Genomic DNA, 21,454 nt, shown 5'->3' with positions numbered 1-21,454 from the left:
GTCCTGTCTGGAAGGGTGTGGGGGTGTCACGCCGCTGAGGCTGACGAGGTGTAAGCACCCTGGCGGATCGAAGCATCGCCGCGGTCCCGGTGCACGATGGCGCCGCTGGCGATGCGACTGCGGTAGTCGTTGAACCAAGCAAGCACCGCTTTTTCGATAAATTCGCCGACGTACTGATCGACCGGCTCGATGCCCGCTCGCGCCAGTTCGTCTTTCGGGCAGGCGCCGATCTTCGCGACCAGCACCGCGTGGCAGTCGTGGAGCGCGCGCACGACCGACGGTAGTTGCTCGTCGTCGCCGTAACCGCCCCGGCAATACAGGTCCACCCGGCGATGGCCGACGAACAGCACTTCGGCTGCCGAGACCTCGAAGATCTGAAACTCCGTGACATGGCCGAAGTGCTCGTTGACCCGGCCGCCGCCCTTCGTTGCGACCGCCACCAGCACCTTCATGTCGTCGGCGACGTCGATCTCGCGAGAGACAGCCAGCGCTTCTTGCTTCGCGTCGTGCTGCGCCTGACGCTCGGCTTCGACGCGCTGCTGGTATTCACGGCGGCGGTCGAGGTCGTAGACCACTTCCATCTGCTCGATCTTGTCGAGCGTGAAATCCTCGCTGCGGTCCTCGCCCAGCAGGCCAACCGCATCCGCGCGGCACTGGCGGCAATGACGCATCAGGTTGGCGCCGCCCATGCAGGCGTCCTGCACGGCCTTGAGTTCCTGCGCAGTCGGTCCGCGCTGGCCGCTCAGGCCAAAGTGAGTGCCGTGCTCGGGCTCCGAGATCAGCGGCATGATGTTATGCAGGAACGCGCCGCGTTTCTTGACGTCGCGGTTGACCTCGATCAGGTGCTCCTCGTTGATGCCGGGAATCAGCACCGAGTTGATTTTGGTCAGCACGCCGCGTGCGGTGAGCATCTCGAGACCCTTCATCTGCCGGTCATGAAGGATGCAGGCTGCTTCGTAACCGGTCACGCGCTTGTGCTTCCAGAAAATCCACGGATAGATTTTCTCGCCCACCGCCGGGTCGACCATGTTGATGGTGATTGTCACGTGGTCGATGTTGTACTTGCAGATTTCGTCCACGAGGTCGGGCAACGCCAAGCCATTGGTCGACAGGCACAGCTTGATGTCCGGCGCCTGTTCCTGCAGCATCCGGATCGTCTCGAAGGTCTTCTTCGGGCTCGCCAGCGAATCACCGGGACCGGCAATGCCAAGCACCGTCATCTGGGGAATCTCGCTTGCGACCGCCACGACCTTCTTCACTGCCTGTTGCGGCGTTAGCTTCTGAGAGACCACGCCGGGACGCGACTCGTTCGCGCAGTCGTATTTGCGGTTGCAGTAGTTGCACTGGACGTTGCAAGCCGGCGCCACCGCCACATGCATGCGCGCATAGTGATGATGGGCTTCTTCCGAGTAGCATGGGTGATTCTTGACCTTCTCCCAGATGTCCGGCGGCATGTCGTCGAGACTACCCGACGCGCCGCAGCTGGCCTTACCCTCGCCACCGTGCGTGCCGCAGCCGCCACCGGTGGACGGGTCTTCGATCTTCACGCCGAGCGGTTTTATCTGCCCGACGCTGATATAGGCCGCTGCGGGCAAGTCGCTCGCATTTGAACTCGCTTGCATGGATATCTCCTCGCAACCAACGGCGGCCGCGCGCAAGCCATAGAGCCAGATCCATGCCACTCGACAAGAACGCCAGGAATCAATGGGTTAGGATATATTTCGCAGTTCTGTTTGATCCCGGCGCGCGACGTATCCCTACAATTTCGTTGCGTCGTGTCGGTGTTGCGACAAATCTCGCACGACCCGGACAGCATGTTCTGAACCAGCGAGGCCTGAAACGACGGCGAGATATCGCCGATCTCGTCAAGGAACAGCCTACCGCCGTGCGCCAGTTCGAAGCAGCGCTTACTTGGCCCCTCCGCGCCGGTGAACGCACCGTTCTCGTGGCCGAACAGCCCGCTTTCCCGTAGGCACTCCATCAACGCCGCACAATTGTCGCGACGAACGACTCGCTGCTATCTGGACCGCGCCACCCATGCGAACAGGAGCGCCGGTTCATCGTTCACGTTGGGCACGATCACCCCAATGCCGCTCCTTCACGCGCGGCCGACGGTGCCTTCGCCGGGCCGGAACTGAAGACCCTACTGCTCGTCACGCGAAAGACCCGTAGCGCTCAGGCCGCGCAGTTGCCCGTCCGATTCGGCCAGCACCACAAAGGCGCGCCGCCACTCCATCGTCTGCACAAGATAGTTCAGGGACTCGCGGAAGGCTTTCGCCACATCGAGCGCCGAAACCAGCGTCTTGCTCACCTAGTAGATGCCGTCCAGCGCTTGCCGGGCAACGCTTGCCTGAATGTTCACCATTGACTTCCCCTTCGTGCGCTGAGCGCTTTCGATGTACCAGCGCAAGGCGCACGATCGACGCAAAGACACAGCGTTTGAAGTAAGCGCATTTCTACGCCAGCCATCGCGCATGGCAATCCCGCGCGCGTAACGACAAATCCGACAAAAAGAACGGCGGCAATCCTCACTCGTCGGGCGCATCGACACAAAAACAACAGCGAAACAACAGCGGCCCAGCTGAAAGAGGCCACTAGAGCGTGAAAATCCACTGGCATGGAAGTTGCCCTGAAGGTCGCATTACCCCGCTTTCAGGAGCCTGCGATGTCGGATTTCCAACGCGTCAGTACCGGTCTCGCCATGTTCGAAGCAGCGCTCCAGCCGGGCGCCGTGCTTGCGTCGGTGATGTTCGTCAACAACAAGACGGGCGTGATCCAGGACATCGCCGCAATCGGCGCGCCCCGCCGCGCCCGGGGCATTCTGCCGCACGTGGATAGCGCGCAGGCCGCCGGCAAGGTGCCGATCTCGCCGCTCTGCCGGTCGATCTGATGTCGTCCTCGGCTCACAAGATCGACGGCTCCAAAGACATTGGCGCGCTGTATGTGGAGCTTCGGCCGCGCATGCGGATCGCGTGCCAAATGCACGGCGGCGTCCACGAGCGCGGCATGGGCTCGGGGACGTTGTGCACGCATCAGATCCTCGAGGAACTGCCATTGCCGCCGGTCGAGATCCACTGCTCGATTCTCGCCGAGGACGCGATCAAGGCGGCCGTGTCTGACTTTCGCTCGCGCCAGACGATTCGAGGCGCAGCAGCCGACGACCTGTAATTCGCCGAGCAACCGACCTGCTCGTCTAACCCGAAGTGAGTCCATTCAAGCCTGAGAGGAACCTCCATGGAAACGCTCACCCAACCGGCTTCCGCCACACCCGGCGTCATGCCCCGTCTACTCGAATTCACGCCTCAGGCCGCTGCGAAAGTGGCTTCGCTGATCGAGGAAGAAGGCAATCCCAACCTGAAGCTGCGGCTGTACGTGTCCGGCGGCGGCTGTTCGGGCTTCCAGTACGGCTTCGCGTTCGACGACCAGGTGGCGGACGACGACATGCAGACCGTCACGGACGGCGTCACGCTGCTGGTCGATTCGATGAGCCAGCAATACCTGCCCGGCGCGCGCGTCGACTACGAAGACGGCCTGGAAGGTTCGCGCTTCGTCATTCACAACCCCAATGCGCAGAGCACCTGTGGCTGCGGCAGTTCGTTTTCCGTGTGAGGCAATCATGAAAATCTCACTGACTGGCGCCTCCCGACGACGACGAGAACAACCAGGTCGACAATGCATGGGGCCTTGACGTGCAATTGCGTCTCGCGTGCTGCGTAAAGCTGCGCGACGCCGACCTGACGATCAAACTGCCGCCACATACGCGCGACCTCGCGCGTGAGCGTTGAGGGCATGCGTCCTTAGCGCTGTGCGGCCTCTTCAAGCGCCATAGCGGTCATCGCCGCGAGCGCATAGCCGCGCTGATAGTCGCCGCCTGTGTTTACCTTCCCGCATCGCCGTTCCTATGGATAGCCAATCCCCACAGCGTTTGCATCGCGCCGACCGCGTCCGCACGTCCTGGCTGACCACGCCCATCGCATCGCGCATCGCTTTCTGCAGCGCCGTGTTCATCGCTCCACCTGGCTGTTCGAAACAGGACATTCGCGACAGGTCTTCGTTGGAACCGCTTCATCACAGCGCGAGCGAACACGGGAAAGCCCCGCGGCAAGCGGCTATTCGCACTAACCGTGCATGGCGCAGTACTTGCAAACCGTATGATCAAATGGATCAAATGCCTAAAGGACAACTTCCCGTGTCGAATCCGGTCATCAACGACACCACACTGCGCGACGGCGAACAGACCGCTGGCGTCGCATTCACGGTTGCCGAAAAATGCGCGATTGCCGAGGCGCTCTCAAGCGCCGGCGTACCGGAACTGGAGATCGGTATCCCCGCGATGGGTGCCGAGGAAATCGATTGCATCCAGACCATCGTCGCGCTGAATCTCGACGCCGATCTGATGGTCTGGGGCCGTCTCACCGACGCGGACCTGGCGTCGGCCTTGTGCTGCAATCCCGACATCATTCACCTGTCGATTCCCGTGTCCGATATCCACCTTCAACACAAATTGCACCAGCCGCGCTCGTGGGTGCTCGCGCAGGTGAATCGCGTGATCAGCGCCGCCGTCAAAAGCGGCCGCAAGGTTTCGCTGGGCGCGGAGGATGCCTCGCGCGCGGACCCCTCGTTCCTTGCCGACGTGGCGCGGCACGCGCAACAGTGCGGCGCGCAACGCATCCGCTTTGCGGACACGCTCGGCGTCCTCGATCCGTTTTCGACCTATGAAGCGATTGCGCGATTGCACGACGCGGTCGATCTGGAAATCGAAATCCACGCGCACAACGACCTCGGGCTCGCGACCGCGAACACCCTTGCCGCACTGCGCGCCGGCGCAACCCACTCCAACACCACTGTCAATGGTCTCGGCGAACGCGCCGGAAATGCCGCGCTGGAGGAGATCGTGATGGGCGTGCGCCATATCATGGGTCGCAACACCGGCGTCGACGCGACCGCGCTATTGAGCATCTCGCGGCTTGTCGAACGGGCTTCAGGACGCCCGGTCGCGCTTAACAAAAGCATTGTCGGCGCCAGCGTATTCACGCACGAGTCCGGCATCCACACAGACGGGCTCGCGAAGAATGCATCGACCTACGAGAGCTTCGATCCCGCCGAACTCGGTCGCGAACGCTCGGTCGTGCTCGGCAAGCATTCGGGTTCGCAAAGCGTGCGCCGGGCTTATGACGCGCTCGGCCTGGCCGTCAGTGAAAAGCTGCTCGTGCTGCTGCTGACCCGTATCCGCCACCATGCCACCCAGCACAAGCAAACGCCCAGCGCCGCCGACCTGTATCGCTTCCTGATCGAGTTGCGCTACACCGTCGGAGAATTGTCATGAGCGGCGTTGTGGTCGGCTTCACGAAGTGCGTCGCGCGACCCGAACAGTCGGGCACGACGACGCCGTGCGCCACCAGCGGCGCCTGCGACAAGTACTTCGCCGAGCCGACGTTCTGTCCACACCTATCCTCATCCGCTTGCAAGGAGTAAACGCGATGGAAAGCTTTATCCAGCAACTCAAGGCGCTGTCCTCAGCCGAGGACTTCATGCAGTTCTTCGGCATTCCGTTCGACCAGAAGGTCGTCAACGTGAGTCGACTGCACATCCTCAAGCGCTTCTTTCAGTACATCCAGCAACAGGACGCGCTGCCGGAAGGCGACGAACCCGCCCTGTTCGCGTTATATCACGCGCTGCTGCTGAAGGCTTACGGCGACTTCGTCACCTCCACGCCGGCGCAGGAAAAAGTGTTCAAGATGTTCCGGGACACAAATGGGCAGCAGCACGTTTCACTCGACAGTCTGCGCGCGTCGCTGCCCGCGCGCACCCTTGCCTGACAGGTGGACCAAGACCATGCACATCGTTAAGACCATGCACATTGTCGTCTGCATCAAGCAGGTCCCGGACTCGACGCAGATCCGCGTTCATCCGGTCACCAACACGATCATGCGCCAAGGTGTTCCGGCGATCGTCAACCCGTATGACCTGTTTTCACTCGAAGAGGCGCTGCGACTGAAGGACCGCTTCGGCGGCAAGGTCACGTTGCTTTGCATGGGCCCGCCGCAGGCCGAGGAAGCGCTGCGCAAGTGCATCAGCCTCGGCGCGGACGACGCCGTGCTGCTCACCGACCGTGCATTCGCTGGCGCGGATACGCTCGCTACGTCGTACGCACTGGCAGCGGGTATCCAGCAGATCGCGAAGGAGCAGGCGGTGGACATCGTGTTCACTGGCAAGCAGACGATCGACGGCGACACCGCGCAAGTGGGCCCCGGTATCGCGAAACGCCTCGGGCTGCAACTGCTGACCTACGTGTCGCGCATCGTCGAGACCGTTCTCGATGCGCGCACGATCACCGTCGAGCGACGCGCCGAGGGCGGCGTGCAGGTGCTCAGGACTGCGCTGCCGTGCCTGATCACAATGCTGGAGAACACCAACGAACTGCGTTTTGCGACGCTGCCCGCGATGATTCATGCGGCCGGCTATCCGGTGCACAAATGGAACTGCGAACAGGCCGGCATCGAAGACCTCAGCAAGATCGGCCTGAAGGGCTCGCCGACAGCGGTCAGAAAAGTCTTTGGACCGACGCCGCGCAGCGAGAAAGCGGAGATGCTCGACCTCGACGCATCGAGTCTGTGCGACGTGTCGGTGAACCTGCTGCAAAAGATCTTCACGCGCCATCCTACCCTGGAAGCTGACCTGCTGATGAAGGAGGGGTCATGAACGCACCCGCCGCCACCGCGAAGAAACCCGCCGGCCGCGCAGGACGCAACCTCGAACTGCCGGAACACCTGAAGGCCTACAAAGGCGTCTGGGTCTTTATCGAGCACGACCGTGGACACGTGCACAGCGTCTCGTGGGAACTGCTCGGTGAAGCGCGCAAATTGGCCGACACGCTCGGCAGCCGAGTGGGCATCGCGGTGCTCGGCGGCGCGAATGAACCGCTCGAACAGTTCGCCGCAGAAGCCTTCACTTACGGCGCGGACGATGCGTACATCGTCCACGACCCGGTCTTGCAAGGCTATCGCAACGAGCCGTTCACGAAAGGGCTGACCGACCTCGTCAACCGGCATCAGCCCGAGATCCTGCTGCTGGGCGCGACGTCGATGGGCCGCGACCTCGCCGGCTCCGTAGCGACGACCTTGCTGACCGGGCTGACCGCCGATTGCACCGAACTCAACATCGATCCCGCGTCGCGGGCGCTGGCGGCGACGCGCCCCACCTTCGGCGGCTCGCTGTTGTGCACGATCATGACGCTCGCGTACCGTCCGCAGATGGCGACGGTGCGCCCGCGCGTGATGCCGATGCCGCTGCGCGACGCCGAACGCACCGGCAACATCGTCCATGGAACGCTGGGGATGATCGAGACGGACATCGTCACGAGGCTGCTCGACTTTATCCCGGATGCGAGCAGCAACCGGATCAACCTGCCCTATGCCGATGTGATCGTGAGCGGCGGCAAGGGGTTGAAGAGCCCGGAGAACTTCCAACTGGCGTTCGAACTGGCGGACGTGCTCGGCGGCGAAGTGGGTGCGACCCGGCCATGCGTGCAGGCCGGCTGGGTCGAGGGGGAGCGCCAGGTAGGACAGACCGGCAAGACGGTGCGGCCCAAGCTCTACATCGCCGCCGGCATATCCGGCGCAATCCAGCACCGCGTGGGCATGGAAAGCGCAGACGTGATCGTGGCGATCAACACCGACCCGAACGCACCCATCTTCGATTTTGCACACTACGGGATTGTCGGCAATGCGTTGCAAGTGTTGCCCGCGCTGAAGCAGGCTTTTGTGGAGCATTTGACCCGGCGCCGCGAGCAGGCTGCCTGAGGAGAATCACGATGAGAAAACCTTCACAGTTCGATGTGATTGTGGTCGGCGCCGGTCCGTCCGGCAACGCTGCCGCTTACACGATGGCCAAGGCAGGTCTGGAAGTGCTGCAGATCGAGCGCGGCGAATATCCGGGCAGCAAAAACGTTCAGGGTGCGATCCTGTACGCGAAGGCGCTCGAAGAGATCATCCCGGACTTCCGCGACGATGCGCCGCTGGAGCGCCACGTCATCGAGCAGCGGATGTGGATGCTCGACGATACGTCGTTTGTCGGTACACATGTGCGCAGCGAGGATTACAACAAGCCGCCCTACAACCGCTACACGATCATCCGCGCGCAGTTCGACAAGTGGTTTTCATCGAAAGTGCGCGAAGCCGGCGCACTGCTGCTCTGCGAGACCACGGTGAAGGAACTGATTATGGACGGCGACCTGGTGGTCGGCGTGCAGTGCGACCGCGAGCACGGCGATGTCTATGCCGACGTGGTGGTGCTCGCCGACGGCGTGAATTCGACGCTCGCGCGCAAGGCGGGCTTTCATGGAGAGATCGGGGCCGGCAACGTTGCGCTCGCCGTCAAGGAGATTCTCTTCATGCCAGAGGAGACGATCCGCCAGCGCTTCAACGTCGGCGAGGACGACGGCGTCGTGATCGAGATGGTCGGCAGGATCACCGACGGCATGATGGGCACTGGCTTCCTCTATACCAACAAGGAATCGCTCACCATAGGCGTGGGCTGCATGCTGAGCGACTTCAAGAAAAACCCCAACCGCACGAGCCCCTACGTGCTCCTCGAAAAGATGAAGCAGCACCCGTCGATCGCACCGCTGATTGCGGGCGGCGAGATGAAGGAGTATTGCGCGCATCTGATTCCCGAAGGCGGTTTTCACGCAATCCCGCAGGTCTACGGCAACGGCTGGATGATCGTTGGCGATTCAGGCGGTTTCGTGAACGCCGCGCACCGAGAAGGATCGAATCTTGCGATGACCACGGGACGCCTCGCCGCCGAAACGGTGATCCACGCGAAAGCCGCGGGCCACGGCTACCGCGCCGGCACGCTCAAGGCCTACAAGGCCGCGCTCGATCAGAGCTTCGTGATGAAAGACCTGCACAAGTACCGCGACATGCCGGCCGTGCTGCACCAGAATCCGCAGTTCTTCACGACCTACCCCGACCTCATGGCGCGCGCCGCGCGCACGATGATCACGGTCGACGGTAAGGACAAGAAAAGCAAGGAGCGCGAGATTTTTTCGAGCTTCCGCACAGCCCGTTCGCTTTCCGGCATCGTGAGTGACGCCTACAAACTCCTGAGGGCCTTCCGATGAGCACCCTACCCGTCAACGTAGAGGAAAAGCTGTTCCAGAACCGTTACCGCGTCGATGCAGGTCGGCCGCACGTCCACATCAAGAATGCCGACGTCTGCCAGAGCGAATGCAGCGCGAAGAGTTGCACCTTTGTCTGCCCGGCCTCGTGCTACAAGGCCGAAGGCAACGGCGCGGTGACGCTGATCACGGACGGCTGCCTCGAATGCGGCAGTTGCCGCATCCTCTGTACCGACCACCAGAATATCGAGTGGGACTACCCGCGCGGTGGTCACGGCATCCTGTTCAAGTTCGGTTGAGGAACATCGTCATTGCCAGACCAGAACGACATGTGTTTGCTTGCACCGAGAACCGGCCGCCGCCGCATCCGCGGGGCGCCTGCGCGGGCGGCAAGGGCTCGGCCGCGCTGCTGAAGGTCTTCTGGGCGGAACAGCAGAAACGCCAGGCGCCGATACCGTCGCGATCACGTTTTCGGGCTGCCTCGGCCCGTAGTGGAAGCGTTGCTGCAGCGTCTGCTGCAAACGGCCCGCCGTCTGAGGCAGACACACCGTGCGCTGAGCGCGACATGGCCAACGAACCGGCGATGACAGCGCCGCGTTCGCACCACCTTAGTCGAGATACGGACCGCTTCCGATCGTGATCGTGCCAAGGTCCGCGCCAAATTCAGATTTGACTTCTCCGAGCCATTCGCCTCAGTCGCGATGTCGCGGCCCCGACACGCCGCAAGTCCGACAGTCCTTTCAGAGACGCTTGATCTCGACACCGTATTTCCTCAGCGCGTAGCCAATCTGGCGCGGCGTCAGTCCAAGCAGCCGCGCCGCCTTTGCCTGCACCCAGCCGGATCTTTCCATGGCGGCGATGAGACGCTCGCGGTTGGTCATCTTCGCATCACTTCCGAGGACTGCGCCGCCAGCCGCTAACGGAGCCCGCTCGCTGCCGACAGGCTGGACCGCAACTGCGCCCGACGTAACAGCCTGGGCCCCCGGCGTAGCCGGCTTCACGGGCACTGGTACGATTCGCCCGGGCTGCAGCGCGATTTCGTCCGATCGGCTCTTCCACAGCATCGCGGACAGGCACTGGCCGTGGCAGCAGGCAAAGTCGTTTCTCACGATCGCTGGTCCCGGCGCCAAGGTCGCGCTCCGCTGCACGCAATTCTCGAGCTCGCGGACATTGCCGGGAAAACCGCAGTTCATCAATACTTCAATCGCGCTCGCATCGAAGGTCAGCGTACGGCCGTTCTCGCTGTTGAAATTCTCGAGAAACTCAACGGCGAGGAGCGGAATATCACTGCGCCTTTCACGCAACGGCGGCAACAGCAAGGGAACCACGCAGAGGCGATAATAAAGGTCGGCGCGGAACTCGTTCCTTGCCACCGCCTCTTCCAGGTTTTTATTCGTGGCGGCAATCACGCGAACATCGACCTTAATGGTCTGGTTGCTGCCGACGCGCTCGAATTCTTGCTCCTGCAGGACGCGCAGCAGCTTTGCCTGGAACGAGGCCGAGATCTCGCCGATCTCGTCCAGAAACAGCGTCCCCTTGTCGGCGAGCTCGAAGCGCCCCTTGCGCGAATTGAAGGCGCTGGTAAAGGCACCCTTCTCATGACCGAACAATTCGGATTCCAGCACCGTCTCATGGAGCGCCGCGCAATTGAGCTTGATGAAGGGCCGCTTGGCGCGCGGCGACAGCTCGTGAACGGCCTTGGCGACCAGCTCCTTCCCGGTACCGGATTCGCCGCGCAACAGAACTGTGCTGTTCGATTCGGCTACCACCGCGATCTTCGCGAGCAGCTTGCGCAGCGCCGGGCTGTCGCCAATGATCCCCTCGATCTGAAACTTCTTACGCTCCCCTGCAGGGTGCTTGAGCTCGGACAATGGCTTTTGCAGCCCGTCCTTCCCCGCCATCAGTCGCTCGCGGTCGCTCTTGAAAAAGCGATGCAGCTTCACCGTCTGCCCCACCAGGTTGGCGACCATGGTAAGCAGCCGCACGTCGTAATCGAGCCGGAAGTTCGACCCATAGTCCAGGATACGGTCGATGGTCAGCGTGCCTATGACTTTCGCGTCGATGCGAATAGGGACGCCAATGAACGACACTCGCATGTTGTCGGAGGCACCGAGCACGCCCATGTCGGCGGCACTGAAGCCCGAATGCACCGCTATGTTCTCGGCGACGAGCGGCCTGTCCGTCGCCATGATCTGGTCAATTGCCTTCTGCGGCAGGCGCGTCCGGTAGTGCTCATCGCTGCCTTCGCTCCAGTCCGCGCCAACGGTAATGTCCGGTACGCCATCATCGTCGAAGAGAGAGACGATACCGAGCCGCATCTGAACAAACGATTGCAGGAGATCGATGACGTTGGCCAACGTGACTTCGAGCCGGTAGGGGGCGGTCAGTACCTTCGATATTTCGAAGATGCCGGTAAGCACGCTCTCGTGCCACTGCACAATAGGGACCGCGTGGTCCGTCTCGGACTTTGAGCCAGGCCTTTCGCGTACGGAAGCGATATGCAGCATGACGACGTCCCCGTTGTTGGGACCGTGCTCCCCGTCACCTTGTTCGGATTTGCGGGCATTGTGTTGCATATCATCCTCGATCTAGCGCCCAATTTCACGGGCTGACTTCAAAAGATAATGCCCTTTCATGGAAGGACGGTGAAACTGTAGTGCCTTGATGTACTTATTTTCTGCTTTTGCGATCTCGCTGCGTGGATTCCGTTAGGAACTCGAGTTCCATTGATGTCGCTCAAATCAACTGCGATTTGTCTACTCCAGGTGCAGCCGATTACAGGTGTCGTCCATCATTGATTGCTGCCTCGGTGACCGTGAGATAACTCGCCGCATCCGAGCATAGGACGAAGATGATCTATCTTTGCGACCGCTTCGGGCGTGCCCGCCCGGCGCAGCGGGATATTTGGCACAAGAAGCGCTTCCGTGTCGGGCGACAAAATGTCCGTCTTGAACTGGCCGAGGACGTATGGAAACTGTTTTCAGATCGTCAGATCCGAGCCTATCGGTCCGATCAATCTGGTTTGGTAAGTCATGGCTGCGTTAGCGTAACGTTTCAAGTGCAAAAAAAGCCCCTCCGGGCTCCAGGTGCCAGCCATCCTCACTACCTCTATTGTTTTGGCAACCCCAAGTATCTTCACGACGCGCTTCAGGTTGTAGGCCAACACCTGTAGACTCATTTCGGTGCTGAACCGTCCGAGCGTTCGGGTCTGGAAGTGTGTGGCCCCCAATCCAGTGCTTCAGCGTGCCGAAGACATGTTCGACAGTGCTTCTGCGGATGGTCATTGCGTCAGGCTTGCGCTCTAGCCGACGCTGCATGGCCTCAACTATATGCTCATGTTCCCATCGTCGAATGCGCCGGTAGTCGCTGGGTGACATCGTTCCTTGAGCGGGCAACGCGGGCAGGCGCTGGGGGCCAGTAGCCGTCGTACTTGCGCACGTTCTGGCCGAGGAAATCGAAACCGTCTGCAATGTTCGTGATCCGGGTCTTCTCTTCCGAGCGCTCCAGACCTTGAGCGGCCATAAACTGCCTGACCGCCGGAAGCACCTCGAATTCGAGCACTTCTTTCGACATACCGGTCACAATAAAGTCATCGGCGTAGCGAACGACGTTGAGATGGGCCTTGCTGCGTGCCGCCGCGGTGAGATTACGCTCGGTCATCAGAGCATCGAGCACGACGAACAGATTTAGATCGAGGCCCTTGAAACGCATGATCCCAACTTATCCATAGTGTGGATGCGTTCCATCAAAACAATCGATTTTACGAAATGTACGGCATGGAGGATAGTGTTCCTGGTAAATCCATTTCAAACCTGCTGGCGCCTTCGTCGTGCCGGGGTAGCGGATGAAGTGTGTCGTAGAACTGAGCGAAGCCGAGGAAATGACGTTGCAGCAGTTGTCGATCAATCACATGCATCGGGACACGCGCACGCGAGCGGCGGCCCTTTCGCTGCTCGGACACAGGATCAAGCGCAAGCTCACCGCCGAGCAACTCGGCGTGAGCGGGCAGTCGATCTGTGACTGGCTCACGCATGGCGCAACAGCGGCGTGTCCGGCCCGATGGGCGGCCATAACGGTGGGCACATGAAGCACCACTAGCGACGCTTCATCACCTGAACGAAGGAAATCGCAGATCCCGAACTCGCTGAACTTTCTCGGCGGACACGGCACCAAATTTTAAGTCAGTTTCTCGTGGACGCTCTCATGAATACTGTAGCAAAACGTCGGGCCGGAGAAATAGAATTTGGGCATATCAAGATGGTTGTTGGTCTTTGCCCTGACGCCGAGAAAAATCCTCAGGTGTACACCGACCATCAACCAAGGCACATGTCCAATGCGGCCACGGTCTTCGGCGGCATGGGCAAGCTGGATCGCGCCGACACGACGCGACAAGCGTCTGGCAGGTCGCGTAGGCGCTTACTACCGGCAAAACTTCGCATAGTTCTCCAAACCCTTTCTATATCGGCCGCTTACCTTCGTACAGTTGAGGCAACCCTCGACTTCGCCTTGGCTTCGCGACGAATCGGGAGCAGCCAATTGCAGGTGCCAAATGCCTCAGCGACCCGGCCAAATGGATCTCGTGTCAATTGCGGTCAGATCGTGCGGAAGATGCGGGGGAAGTCTTTGGTAGATCTGGTGCGAAAGGCACGCGCACTCGATGTAATCTCCATCGTGGATGAGGTTCGATCGGTCCGTGAAGCGTTGACGGAAATGCTCTTTTCTTCGGGCTTCATCCCAGAACTGTTCCAGAGTGCGGATGATTTCTTGAAATCGAACCGCTTTCTCAGCAAGTCCTTCGCGTCCGTCAGGTCCACCCTCAAAGGCCGGACGGCGCATAGGAGGCAGTCGTGAATTTGGCCGTGTCCACAGATAGAGGACCTCTCTCCATGCGCTCTCAGCTGCGGTGGAGGCTGGTTTGGGAAAATGAGTTGCGACTCGCCGACCACATCGAACTGTCCGAGTTCTTCCGAAAGACCTACGGACCGACCGGGGCGTTTAATGCAAAACCATTCGAAGGCAATCACAGTTGGGCTGGTGCGCGGCCAGAGTTCCGTGCAATCGGCTACGACGCGCGCGGCGTAGCGGCTCATATCGGCGCACTGCGTCGTTTCATCAAGGTTGGCGCAGTCGATCTACTAGTGGCCGAACTAGGATTGTACGCGGTACGTCCGGATCTTGAGGGACTCGGAATCCCTCAATTAATGCGCGTGATGTATCCCGTATTGCAGGAACTTGGCGTTCCATTCGGCTTCGGCACGGTTCGACACGCGTTGCGGCAACACATTGCAAGGCTGCTCGGCCGACCCGGTCTGGCGACTATTGTGTCTGGAGTTCGCGTGAGGTCGACCCTTCGAGAAGTGCATCTCGACACGCCGCCCACGCGCATCGAGGACGTACTCATTGTCGTCTTACCGATTGGACGGTCAATGAGCGATTGGCCGACCGGAACGATAATTGATCGGAACGGGCCAGAGCTGTGAGGCACTGCTTATCCGAAGCGCGCAGCGAGTGCGCTGACACCACCGGACGTCGCAGCGTTTATTTGACGTTTGACGACGGCCCTAATCCACTTTGCACACCAGACGTCCTCGATGTGCTGGCGGAACACCGGGTGCCAGCGACTTTCTGCGTCATCGGTGCGTACGCAGCGGACCAGCCGAAGCTGATCCGACGGATGATCGCAGAAGGGCACGAGGTCGCAAACCACACGATGACTCATCCGGACCTGTCCAGATGCGAACCCACCGAAGTACAACAGGAAATACTAACGGCAAGCAGGGTCATCAGGATGGCGAGCCCCCATGCTTCGCTGCGGTATATGCGTGCCCCGTACGGCTTGTGGACCGAAGCAGTGCTCACTACGTCAGCGAGCGCTGGTCTGGCGCCCCTCCACTGGTCGGTAGACCCGCGAGACTGGTCTCGTCCCGGCGTGGACGCGATTGTCAGCGCAGTGCTGGCCTCTGTCCGGCCGGGTGCAATTGTGCTCTTGCACGACGGATGCCCTCCCGATGAGTTGGGACGATGCACTCACGCTGGTCGGCGCGAGCAGACCCTCATGGCGCTTTCCCTCATGATTCCAGCATTGCATGCCCGGGGGTTTGCAATTCGATCGCTTCCTCAACCTAACCGGACAAACCAGACACCCTATGAACATGCTTGGCGCAACTAGCACTGTCGCTGTCTCGCTTTATGCGCTGCTCTCGACTGTCTATAAAAGCACGCAGGCGCTTTATGCTGAGCCGACAAACGTGTCATCGCTGTCGGACGGCCTGATCGACTCCAACACTCTGCCGGGCGTGGATGTCATCGTTCCCTGCTTCAACGAGGACCCGCGCACGCTTTCGGCATGCCTGGAGTCCATTGCAAACCAGGACGACGCCGGAAAACTGCGGGTCTATGTGGTTGATGATGGTTCTGCGAATCTCGATACGCCGCTCGTTTGGAGATTTGGTGCTTAACGTCGACTCGGACACGATAATCGGCTGAGACGTGGTCACGAAGCTTGCATTGAAAATGCAAAATCCAGCGATCGGCGCGGCCATGGGTCAGTTGACCGCCAGCAACCGGAGCGACACCGGGTTGATCGATATGGAGTACTGGCTGGCTTGCAACGAAGAGCGCGCGGCACAGGCTCGCTTCGGTGCCGTTACGTGCTGCTGCGGTCCGTGTGCCATGTACCGCCGGTCCGAGCTCCTTTTGCTGCTCGATCAGTACGAGACGCAACTTTTTCGCGGGAAACCGAGCGACTTCGGCGAGGACCGTCATCTAACGATTCTCATGCTGACGGCAGGTTATCGGACCGAGTACGTTCCGGACGCCATTGCGGCGACAGTCGTTCCGGACAGACTGGGGGCGTATCTGCGCCAACAACTGCGCTGGGCGCGCAGTACTTATCGGGACACGTTGCTTTCTCTGCGCCTGCTCGATCGCTACCTTACGCTGGACGTCATCGGACTGAATCTGGGCTCGCTATTTCTCGCCTTATCGCTTCTAGCGGGGCTCGCGCAGCTCGCATTGACAGCGACAGTGCCGTGGTGGACTGCCCTGATAATCGCATCATTGACCATGATCCGCTGTAGCGTGGCATCGGTTCGCGCTCGCCAGATTCGATTTCTTGGCTTTTCTCTTCACACACCCATTAACCTCTTTCTCTTGCTCCCCCTGAAAGCCTATGCGCTGTATACATTGAGCAATAGTGATTGGCTGTCACGGAGCGCTGCTGCCAACGTACGACACGGGGGTGGAAACAGGCCGCCACCGGAAACCCGAAGGCGGGACCGAACGCTACAGAATTTGCGGTATTGCGATGGCGCTTCGCACAGCGGATCCTACGCGCGGTTCTTCGACGTTGGTGGTGGCATACGACGGCGTTTGTAGCGACGAGTGATCGTGCACGCCACTTATCTTAGATGCTATGAGACGATCGTACTTTCCGTTGAGAATCTAGCAGTTGGTTTCTAAAATCCCTTACCGACTAACGATTTGTGCATCCGTCGACTCCGTGAAAACTGGGAGCTACTGAGCCTTACCGCAAGCAGCTCGGCACTCGCCCACCGCCAGATTTTGCACGGACAGGAAGATTCCCCTGAGAAACGTTGCCGCGCGGCAAAGCGTTCGTACCGCATCCACATATAAACGTCTCAATCTGATGCACCATTACCTTGGGGGCCTGCTGAAATAGTCGAAGGACATCACCTCTTTCTGGCGTTCCACATCAACTCCTACAAGGGATTCCAGATCGGTACGTTCGCGCCGACCAAGGTCGCGTGGAGCCAAGACAATCGGACGGTCGGTTTCCGCCTTTACGGCGAAGGCTCGGACGCCGTCCGCGTGGAGTGCCGCATTGGCGGTGCGGATCTGAATCCGTATCTCGCTTTTGCGGCCCTGATCGCGGCGGGTCTTGCGGGCATCGAACGAGAAGCTGGCATTGCCAGACCCGCTTGTGGCGACGCGTATCGGGATGCCGAGCTACCGGAAATTCCGAAAACGCCGCGGGACGCCACCGACATCAGTTCGACATTCTGTCCGCTAGCGGATGGAACCGATCGAGCCACCTCCAGCGCGGCCGCATTGTCCGGAACGGAACATTCGCGACACGAACAATCGGACGATGCACCGCCATAACCCGACATTGTGCCGGTCAACATCCCGCAAATTGTGCTCCGACTGTAGATGCTCGCTTGGCACAACGCTTGCGATCCATCGCCGACAACTCAAGAGACCTGACATGCTCAATCCGATCATCAATGACACGACACTTCGTGACGGCGAGCAGACCGCCGGCGTCGCGTTTCGCACCGAAGAAAAATGCGCAATCGCCGCCGCACTGTCGCAAGCCGGCGTGGCCGAACTCGAAATCGGAATTCCTGCCATGGGCGAAGACGAAATGGCGTGCATCGCTGCAATCGTCGACCTGAACCTCGACGCCCGCCTGATGGTTTGGGGGCGCCTCACGGACGAGGATCTCACCGCGGCATTGCGCTGCGATGCCGATATCGTTCATCTCTCGGTTCCCGTTTCGGATATTCATTTGCAACACAAGCTGCGGCAGTCGCGCAGTTGGGTACTGGCGCAGATCGCACGCGTCGTCGACGAGGCAGCGAAAAACCATCCCAAGATTTCCCTCGGCATGGAAGACGCCTCGCGCGCGGATCCCTCATTTCTCATAGAAGTGGCTCAATGCGCGCAGCAGCACGGGGCCCAGCGCGTGCGCTTTGCCGACACTGTCGGTATCCTGGACCCCTTTAAGACCTTCTACGCCATTGCAGCGCTGCGCGTCGCCGTCGATCTGGAGATCGAAATCCATGCGCACGACGACCTCGGGCTCGCCACAGCCAACACACTGGCCGCCCTTGGGGCCGGCGCGACCCATGCGAGCACCACCGTCAACGGGTTGGGTGAGCGCGCCGGCAATGCAGCGCTGGAAGAAGTCGTGATGGGCGCGCGGCACCTGCTGCGACGAGACACTGGCGTCGACACCAGAGCGCTGCCCGACATTTCGTCGCTGGTCGAACAAGCCTCAGGCCGCGCAGTTTCCTTCAACAAGAGCATCATCGGTAGGAGCATCTTTACTCACGAGTCGGGCATTCACACCGACGGCCTCGCGAAGCACCCCACGACCTACGAGGGATTCGATCCGGCAGAGCTCGGCCGGCAACGGTCGACGATACTCGGGAAACATTCTGGATCTCAAAGTGTGCGTGAGGCCTACGACGCTCTAGGCGTGACGGTGTCGGAGCGGCTCATCCCGCTCCTGCTTGCGCGCATCCGCTCTTTCGTCACGCAGTACAAGCAGGCGCCGAATGCAAGCGATCTGCGCCGCTTCCTGACCCAAGTCCACAGCACGCGGGTGAAGGTGTCGTGAGTGTGGTGATGGCGGCCAAACTTGTCCAATAGAAGTAACGACATGCAAGAAGTTATCGAACAACTGCGTCACCTGTCGCCGGCCGAGGATTTCCTGCGATTCTTCGACATCGCATTCGGCGATAAGGTGGTGAACGTGAGCCGCCTGCACATCCTCAAGCGCTTCTTTCAGAATATCGAGCAACAGAAAGAACTGCCGCGTAACAACGCGACGGCCGTGCTCGCCGTCTATCGATGCTTACTGCAGAAGGCCTACAACGACTTCGCTGTATCCACGCCCGCGGAGCAAAAGGTCTTCAAAGCGTCCAGCCTGCGCGACGTGTCGCTGAAACTCGTGCACAAGATATTCGCTCGCCATCCTACATTGGAGGCGGACCTGTTGATGAAGAGAGCCCCTTGAACTCGCCCGCTGCCTCGGAAAAGAAGCCGGCCGCGCCGGTCAAACGGGCCGCCGGCCGTAACCTCAATCTGCCCAAAGATCTGAAAGCCTACCAGGGCGTCTGGGTCTTTCTCGAGCACGACCGCGGCCACATGCATAGCGTGTCGTGGGAGCTGCTCGGTGAGGCGCGCAAGCCCGCCGACAAACTCGGCAGTCGTGTCGCTGTGGCCGTGCTCGGCGGTACCGACGAGCCGCTTGAGCAGTTTGCCAGTGAGGCGTTCAGTTTCGGCGCGGACAAAGCGTATGTGATTCACGACCCTGTGTCGCTCGGCTATCGCAACGAACCGTTCACGAAGGGGCTGACCGACCCGGTCAACAAGTACCGCTCCGAGATTCTGCTGCTCGGTGCAACCTCGATGGCCCGGGATCTCGCCGGATCTGTCGCAACGACGCTCTTGACCGGCCTCACCGCCGACTGCACTGAGCTGAACATTGACCCGTAGTTGCCGCATTCTGTGCACCGACCATCACAACCTCGAATGGGCGTGTCCGCGCAGCGAGCATCGCATCCAGTTCAGGTTCGCGTAGACAAACACATCCATCGTCACATCGGCTTCCGAGCGCCGCAAAAGCGGCCGGACGCCTCACCACTCACCATATCGGAGCAAATTGATGAATCTCATTACTGGTATCGAATCGACCGATCTCTTCGGCGGCAACGTTCCCTCCCCCGTGCTACAGCTGATCGAGAGAACCCGCGGCGGCAGCAATGACGATGTGGCCGCCGCGTTGTGGACTGCGGTCCTGTCGTACCCGCGCTGCCTGCCACCCTACTATCTGCTGTATAAGTTCCATGCGAACCGGGGTGAACTTGGCGAGGCGCAGGAGGTCGCGACCAAGGCTTTGGCGGTCGCCGCCCGGCAGGCGTCGCTCGACAGCGACTGGTGTGCGGTACAGCCGGGCGACACCGACTTCACCATTCCTGGTCCGGGCCGCTTCTGGCTCTTCACACTGAAGGCGCTCGCGTTCATCAGCGTGCGGCGCGGTGAGCGCGCCGTTGCACTGAAGCTGATCGCCAAGCTGCGCAGGCTGGACCCGATCGATTGCATAGGCTTGGACGTCGTGGAAGCCTTGCTCGCACAGTCCGGATCCCGATAATCGCCGCCGGAAGATCAACTGACAGATCGACAATATGTCCCCGGCTTGGCTATGGCAGAACTCCATTGCAGTTCATGGCGATCGTTTCACTAGTCAAAGCCGACGCTCGCCGCACACTTCGCGCGGGCGCGCACGCCATGCCGTGGACGTTTTTCAGCGAGCCGTGGAAACCGGTAGCCCAGCGGTGCCGACAATTCGGCGTACATCCGATAAAGAGACCGCGTCGCAAGCAGGGGTTGCGTTGCAACCGGAAACGCAAATCAAGGCAACAACCAGATTGACACACGCCTTGCCGGTCGCGCCGAACCTGCTCGATCAGGCGTTTGCCGTCACCGCGCCGAATGAGGCCTGGTGTGCCGATACACGTTATATCGCCACGAAACCCTCGAAACCCCACAAATCCATGCCGCAAAAACCTTGCTGAAAGATCCCATTTCCTAACTTGGCTGAATTGGTCTTCGCGTGGTCTTAGGCGGAGGAATCATGCGTGACGCCTCCTGCAATATTATCTCCAGCATCCAATTGCTTGCCGGATCACTGTTGTGAAGGGCAGACCATTGGACGGCCTCGGTGAATGCGGGACGTGGCAGCGGAAGTTCGACGATCCGCAGAGGCATCGCTTTTTCGAAATACTTGACCAGCCTTAAGGGCATCGTCCCTATACGGTCAGTGTTTAATAGCATAGGCGGGATCATGCTAAAGCTCGGCACGATGACCTCGTCCCGTCTCTTGAGACCGTGCTGAAGCAAAAACCATTCCTCGATGGAGGGCTGCCGCGCACGCCCGAACTTGACCACAACGTGCCCCATCGACATATATCTCTCGAATGTGAGCTGCCCTGATAGCTGCTGGTTCGTGCGGCAGCCTACGCACACGAGCGTCTCCTCGAACAGCTTCGCTTTAGGGTGCGCGCTCGACATGAAAAATTCCGGCAAGATAAGAAAATCGGCTTCGCCGCGCCGGAGAACCTCATCGGGGTCATCGGCAAGTGGCAGCAATTCGAAACTGACGGCGGGAGCTTCCCGTGCAATACGCTCCACGATCTTTCGAAAAAATACGACTGTCATGAAATCGGAAAGAATGATCCTGAAGCGGCGATCCGATTTGGCTGGGTTGAACACGTCCTGCGAAATAACGGAGAGCTGGATGTGCACCAGAGCCTCCCGGACTGGAGCAGCGAGCCCTTCCGCACGCGGTGTTGGGACAAATTCCCGGCCCCTCATCGTAAATAGTTCATCGCAAAAATAGGCGCGTAGCCGGGCGACGGCCGCACTCATGGCCGGCTGGCTCAGGTTGATGCTGCGTGCCGCCGCGGTGAGATTACGCTCGGTCATCAGAGCATCGAGCGCGACGAGGAGATTTAGATCGAGGCCCTTGAAACGCATGATTCCAAGTTATCCATAATGTAGATGTCTTCCATCAAAACAATCGAT

At 60.3% G+C, this 21,454-nt stretch carries 23 protein-coding genes and 6 pseudogenes; 22 read left to right on the top strand and 7 right to left on the bottom strand.

Features of this window, described 5'->3' with window-relative positions:
* Window positions 1-26: 26 nt before the first annotated feature.
* The 3 genes and pseudogenes from nifB to OKW35_RS24955 form a co-directional block, all read right to left on the bottom strand.
* Window positions 27-1,622, bottom strand: coding sequence for a nitrogenase cofactor biosynthesis protein NifB (gene nifB, locus OKW35_RS24965; protein ID WP_429553405.1), 1,596 nt, complete (start codon window positions 1,620-1,622; stop codon window positions 27-29).
* Window positions 1,559-1,996 (bottom strand): annotated as a pseudogene (locus OKW35_RS24960) (sigma 54-interacting transcriptional regulator); the annotation flags it as partial. The pseudogene OKW35_RS24960 and the gene nifB, both read right to left, overlap by 64 nt.
* A 147-nt stretch (window positions 1,997-2,143) precedes the next feature.
* Window positions 2,144-2,311, bottom strand: coding sequence for a hypothetical protein (locus OKW35_RS24955; RefSeq protein WP_429553404.1), 168 nt, complete (start codon window positions 2,309-2,311; stop codon window positions 2,144-2,146).
* A 384-nt stretch (window positions 2,312-2,695) separates the two neighbouring features.
* Between OKW35_RS24955 and OKW35_RS24950 the strand changes: the two are divergent.
* From OKW35_RS24950 to OKW35_RS24905, 10 genes and pseudogenes are all read left to right on the top strand, one after another.
* A pseudogene (locus tag OKW35_RS24950) lies at window positions 2,696-3,042 on the top strand (aminotransferase class V-fold PLP-dependent enzyme); the annotation flags it as partial.
* A complete protein-coding gene (locus tag OKW35_RS24945) occupies window positions 3,022-3,168 on the top strand; it encodes an iron-sulfur cluster assembly scaffold protein (protein WP_429553846.1) in 147 nt (48 codons plus the stop codon). The pseudogene OKW35_RS24950 and the gene OKW35_RS24945, both read left to right, overlap by 21 nt.
* A 66-nt stretch (window positions 3,169-3,234) precedes the next feature.
* A complete protein-coding gene (gene erpA / locus OKW35_RS24940; RefSeq protein ID WP_429553403.1) occupies window positions 3,235-3,609 on the top strand; it encodes an iron-sulfur cluster insertion protein ErpA in 375 nt (124 codons plus the stop codon).
* Window positions 3,610-4,189: 580 nt separating this feature from the next.
* Window positions 4,190-5,326 (top strand): homocitrate synthase, encoded by a 1,137-nt coding sequence (gene nifV / locus OKW35_RS24935; RefSeq protein WP_429553845.1) that lies wholly within the window; start codon window positions 4,190-4,192, stop codon window positions 5,324-5,326.
* The gene (locus tag OKW35_RS24930) at window positions 5,323-5,475 is read left to right on the top strand and encodes a hypothetical protein (protein WP_165576702.1); all 153 of its coding nucleotides are present in this window, start codon (window positions 5,323-5,325) and stop codon (window positions 5,473-5,475) included. The genes nifV (OKW35_RS24935) and OKW35_RS24930 overlap by 4 nt, the downstream gene beginning before the upstream one ends.
* A 5-nt stretch (window positions 5,476-5,480) precedes the next feature.
* Window positions 5,481-5,819, top strand: coding sequence for a nitrogenase stabilizing/protective protein NifW (gene nifW / locus OKW35_RS24925; RefSeq protein ID WP_429553402.1), 339 nt, complete (start codon window positions 5,481-5,483; stop codon window positions 5,817-5,819).
* Window positions 5,820-5,853: 34 nt separating this feature from the next.
* A complete protein-coding gene (locus OKW35_RS24920; protein WP_429553844.1) occupies window positions 5,854-6,702 on the top strand; it encodes an electron transfer flavoprotein subunit beta/FixA family protein in 849 nt (282 codons plus the stop codon).
* Window positions 6,699-7,802, top strand: a complete 1,104-nt coding sequence (locus OKW35_RS24915) for an electron transfer flavoprotein subunit alpha/FixB family protein (protein WP_429553401.1) — start codon at window positions 6,699-6,701, stop codon at window positions 7,800-7,802. Before OKW35_RS24920 ends, OKW35_RS24915 begins: the two co-directional genes overlap by 4 nt.
* Before the next feature lie 11 nt (window positions 7,803-7,813).
* Complete coding sequence (locus OKW35_RS24910; protein ID WP_429553400.1) at window positions 7,814-9,124, top strand: FAD-dependent oxidoreductase; 1,311 nt, start codon at window positions 7,814-7,816, stop codon at window positions 9,122-9,124.
* Complete coding sequence (locus OKW35_RS24905) at window positions 9,121-9,420, top strand: ferredoxin family protein (RefSeq protein WP_429553399.1); 300 nt, start codon at window positions 9,121-9,123, stop codon at window positions 9,418-9,420. The genes OKW35_RS24910 and OKW35_RS24905 overlap by 4 nt, the downstream gene beginning before the upstream one ends.
* A gap of 441 nt (window positions 9,421-9,861) precedes the next feature.
* Here the strand turns inward: OKW35_RS24905 and nifA are convergent, their stop codons facing one another.
* The 3 genes and pseudogenes from nifA to OKW35_RS24890 form a co-directional block, all read right to left on the bottom strand.
* Window positions 9,862-11,697, bottom strand: coding sequence for a nif-specific transcriptional activator NifA (gene nifA / locus OKW35_RS24900; protein WP_429553398.1), 1,836 nt, complete (start codon window positions 11,695-11,697; stop codon window positions 9,862-9,864).
* A gap of 509 nt (window positions 11,698-12,206) precedes the next feature.
* Window positions 12,207-12,536: pseudogene (locus OKW35_RS24895) on the bottom strand (transposase); the annotation flags it as partial.
* Between the two features lie 5 nt (window positions 12,537-12,541).
* A pseudogene (locus tag OKW35_RS24890) lies at window positions 12,542-12,739 on the bottom strand (reverse transcriptase domain-containing protein); the annotation flags it as partial.
* A gap of 226 nt (window positions 12,740-12,965) precedes the next feature.
* Between OKW35_RS24890 and OKW35_RS24885 the strand changes: the two are divergent.
* From OKW35_RS24885 to OKW35_RS24830, 12 genes and pseudogenes are all read left to right on the top strand, one after another.
* Window positions 12,966-13,208: a hypothetical protein gene (locus OKW35_RS24885; protein ID WP_429553397.1), complete on the top strand. Its 243-nt coding sequence runs from the start codon at window positions 12,966-12,968 to the stop codon at window positions 13,206-13,208.
* 116 nt (window positions 13,209-13,324) lie between these two features.
* The gene (locus tag OKW35_RS24880) at window positions 13,325-13,972 is read left to right on the top strand and encodes a hypothetical protein (protein ID WP_429553396.1); all 648 of its coding nucleotides are present in this window, start codon (window positions 13,325-13,327) and stop codon (window positions 13,970-13,972) included.
* A gap of 35 nt (window positions 13,973-14,007) precedes the next feature.
* Window positions 14,008-14,601, top strand: a complete 594-nt coding sequence (locus OKW35_RS24875; protein ID WP_429553395.1) for a NodA family N-acyltransferase — start codon at window positions 14,008-14,010, stop codon at window positions 14,599-14,601.
* On the top strand, window positions 14,598-15,290 hold the full coding sequence (gene nodB / locus OKW35_RS24870) for a chitooligosaccharide deacetylase NodB (protein WP_429553394.1): 693 nt from the start codon (window positions 14,598-14,600) through the stop codon (window positions 15,288-15,290). Before OKW35_RS24875 ends, nodB begins: the two co-directional genes overlap by 4 nt.
* A complete protein-coding gene (locus OKW35_RS24865; protein WP_429553393.1) occupies window positions 15,268-15,579 on the top strand; it encodes a glycosyltransferase in 312 nt (103 codons plus the stop codon). Before nodB ends, OKW35_RS24865 begins: the two co-directional genes overlap by 23 nt.
* Before the next feature lie 55 nt (window positions 15,580-15,634).
* Entirely contained in the window at window positions 15,635-16,498 is an 864-nt protein-coding gene (locus OKW35_RS24860) for a glycosyltransferase family 2 protein (RefSeq protein WP_429553843.1), read from the top strand.
* A gap of 300 nt (window positions 16,499-16,798) precedes the next feature.
* Window positions 16,799-17,245 carry a hypothetical protein gene (locus OKW35_RS24855; protein ID WP_429553842.1) on the top strand — a complete coding sequence of 149 codons (447 nt, stop codon included), beginning with the start codon at window positions 16,799-16,801 and terminating at the stop codon, window positions 17,243-17,245.
* Between the two features lie 103 nt (window positions 17,246-17,348).
* A complete protein-coding gene (gene nifV / locus OKW35_RS24850) occupies window positions 17,349-18,485 on the top strand; it encodes a homocitrate synthase (protein WP_429553392.1) in 1,137 nt (378 codons plus the stop codon).
* A 42-nt stretch (window positions 18,486-18,527) separates the two neighbouring features.
* Window positions 18,528-18,884: a nitrogenase-stabilizing/protective protein NifW gene (gene nifW, locus OKW35_RS24845; protein ID WP_260321329.1), complete on the top strand. Its 357-nt coding sequence runs from the start codon at window positions 18,528-18,530 to the stop codon at window positions 18,882-18,884.
* Window positions 18,881-19,363: pseudogene (locus OKW35_RS24840) on the top strand (electron transfer flavoprotein subunit alpha/FixB family protein); the annotation flags it as partial. The gene nifW (OKW35_RS24845) and the pseudogene OKW35_RS24840, both read left to right, overlap by 4 nt.
* 172 nt (window positions 19,364-19,535) lie before the next feature.
* Window positions 19,536-20,021 (top strand): hypothetical protein, encoded by a 486-nt coding sequence (locus OKW35_RS24835; protein WP_184063013.1) that lies wholly within the window; start codon window positions 19,536-19,538, stop codon window positions 20,019-20,021.
* 230 nt (window positions 20,022-20,251) lie between these two features.
* Window positions 20,252-20,400: pseudogene (locus OKW35_RS24830) on the top strand (IS3-like element ISBvi4 family transposase); the annotation flags it as partial.
* A 58-nt stretch (window positions 20,401-20,458) separates the two neighbouring features.
* Here OKW35_RS24830 and OKW35_RS24825 read toward each other — a convergent pair.
* A complete protein-coding gene (locus tag OKW35_RS24825; RefSeq protein ID WP_429553391.1) occupies window positions 20,459-21,406 on the bottom strand; it encodes a LysR family transcriptional regulator in 948 nt (315 codons plus the stop codon).
* Window positions 21,407-21,454 lie beyond the last annotated feature (48 nt).

The organism is Paraburkholderia sp. MM5477-R1, assembly GCF_050436385.1.
GTDB lineage: Bacteria > Pseudomonadota > Gammaproteobacteria > Burkholderiales > Burkholderiaceae > Paraburkholderia > Paraburkholderia tuberum.
Note: the sequence above shows the minus strand (reverse complement) of the source record. Positions and strands in the feature narration are given on the sequence as shown.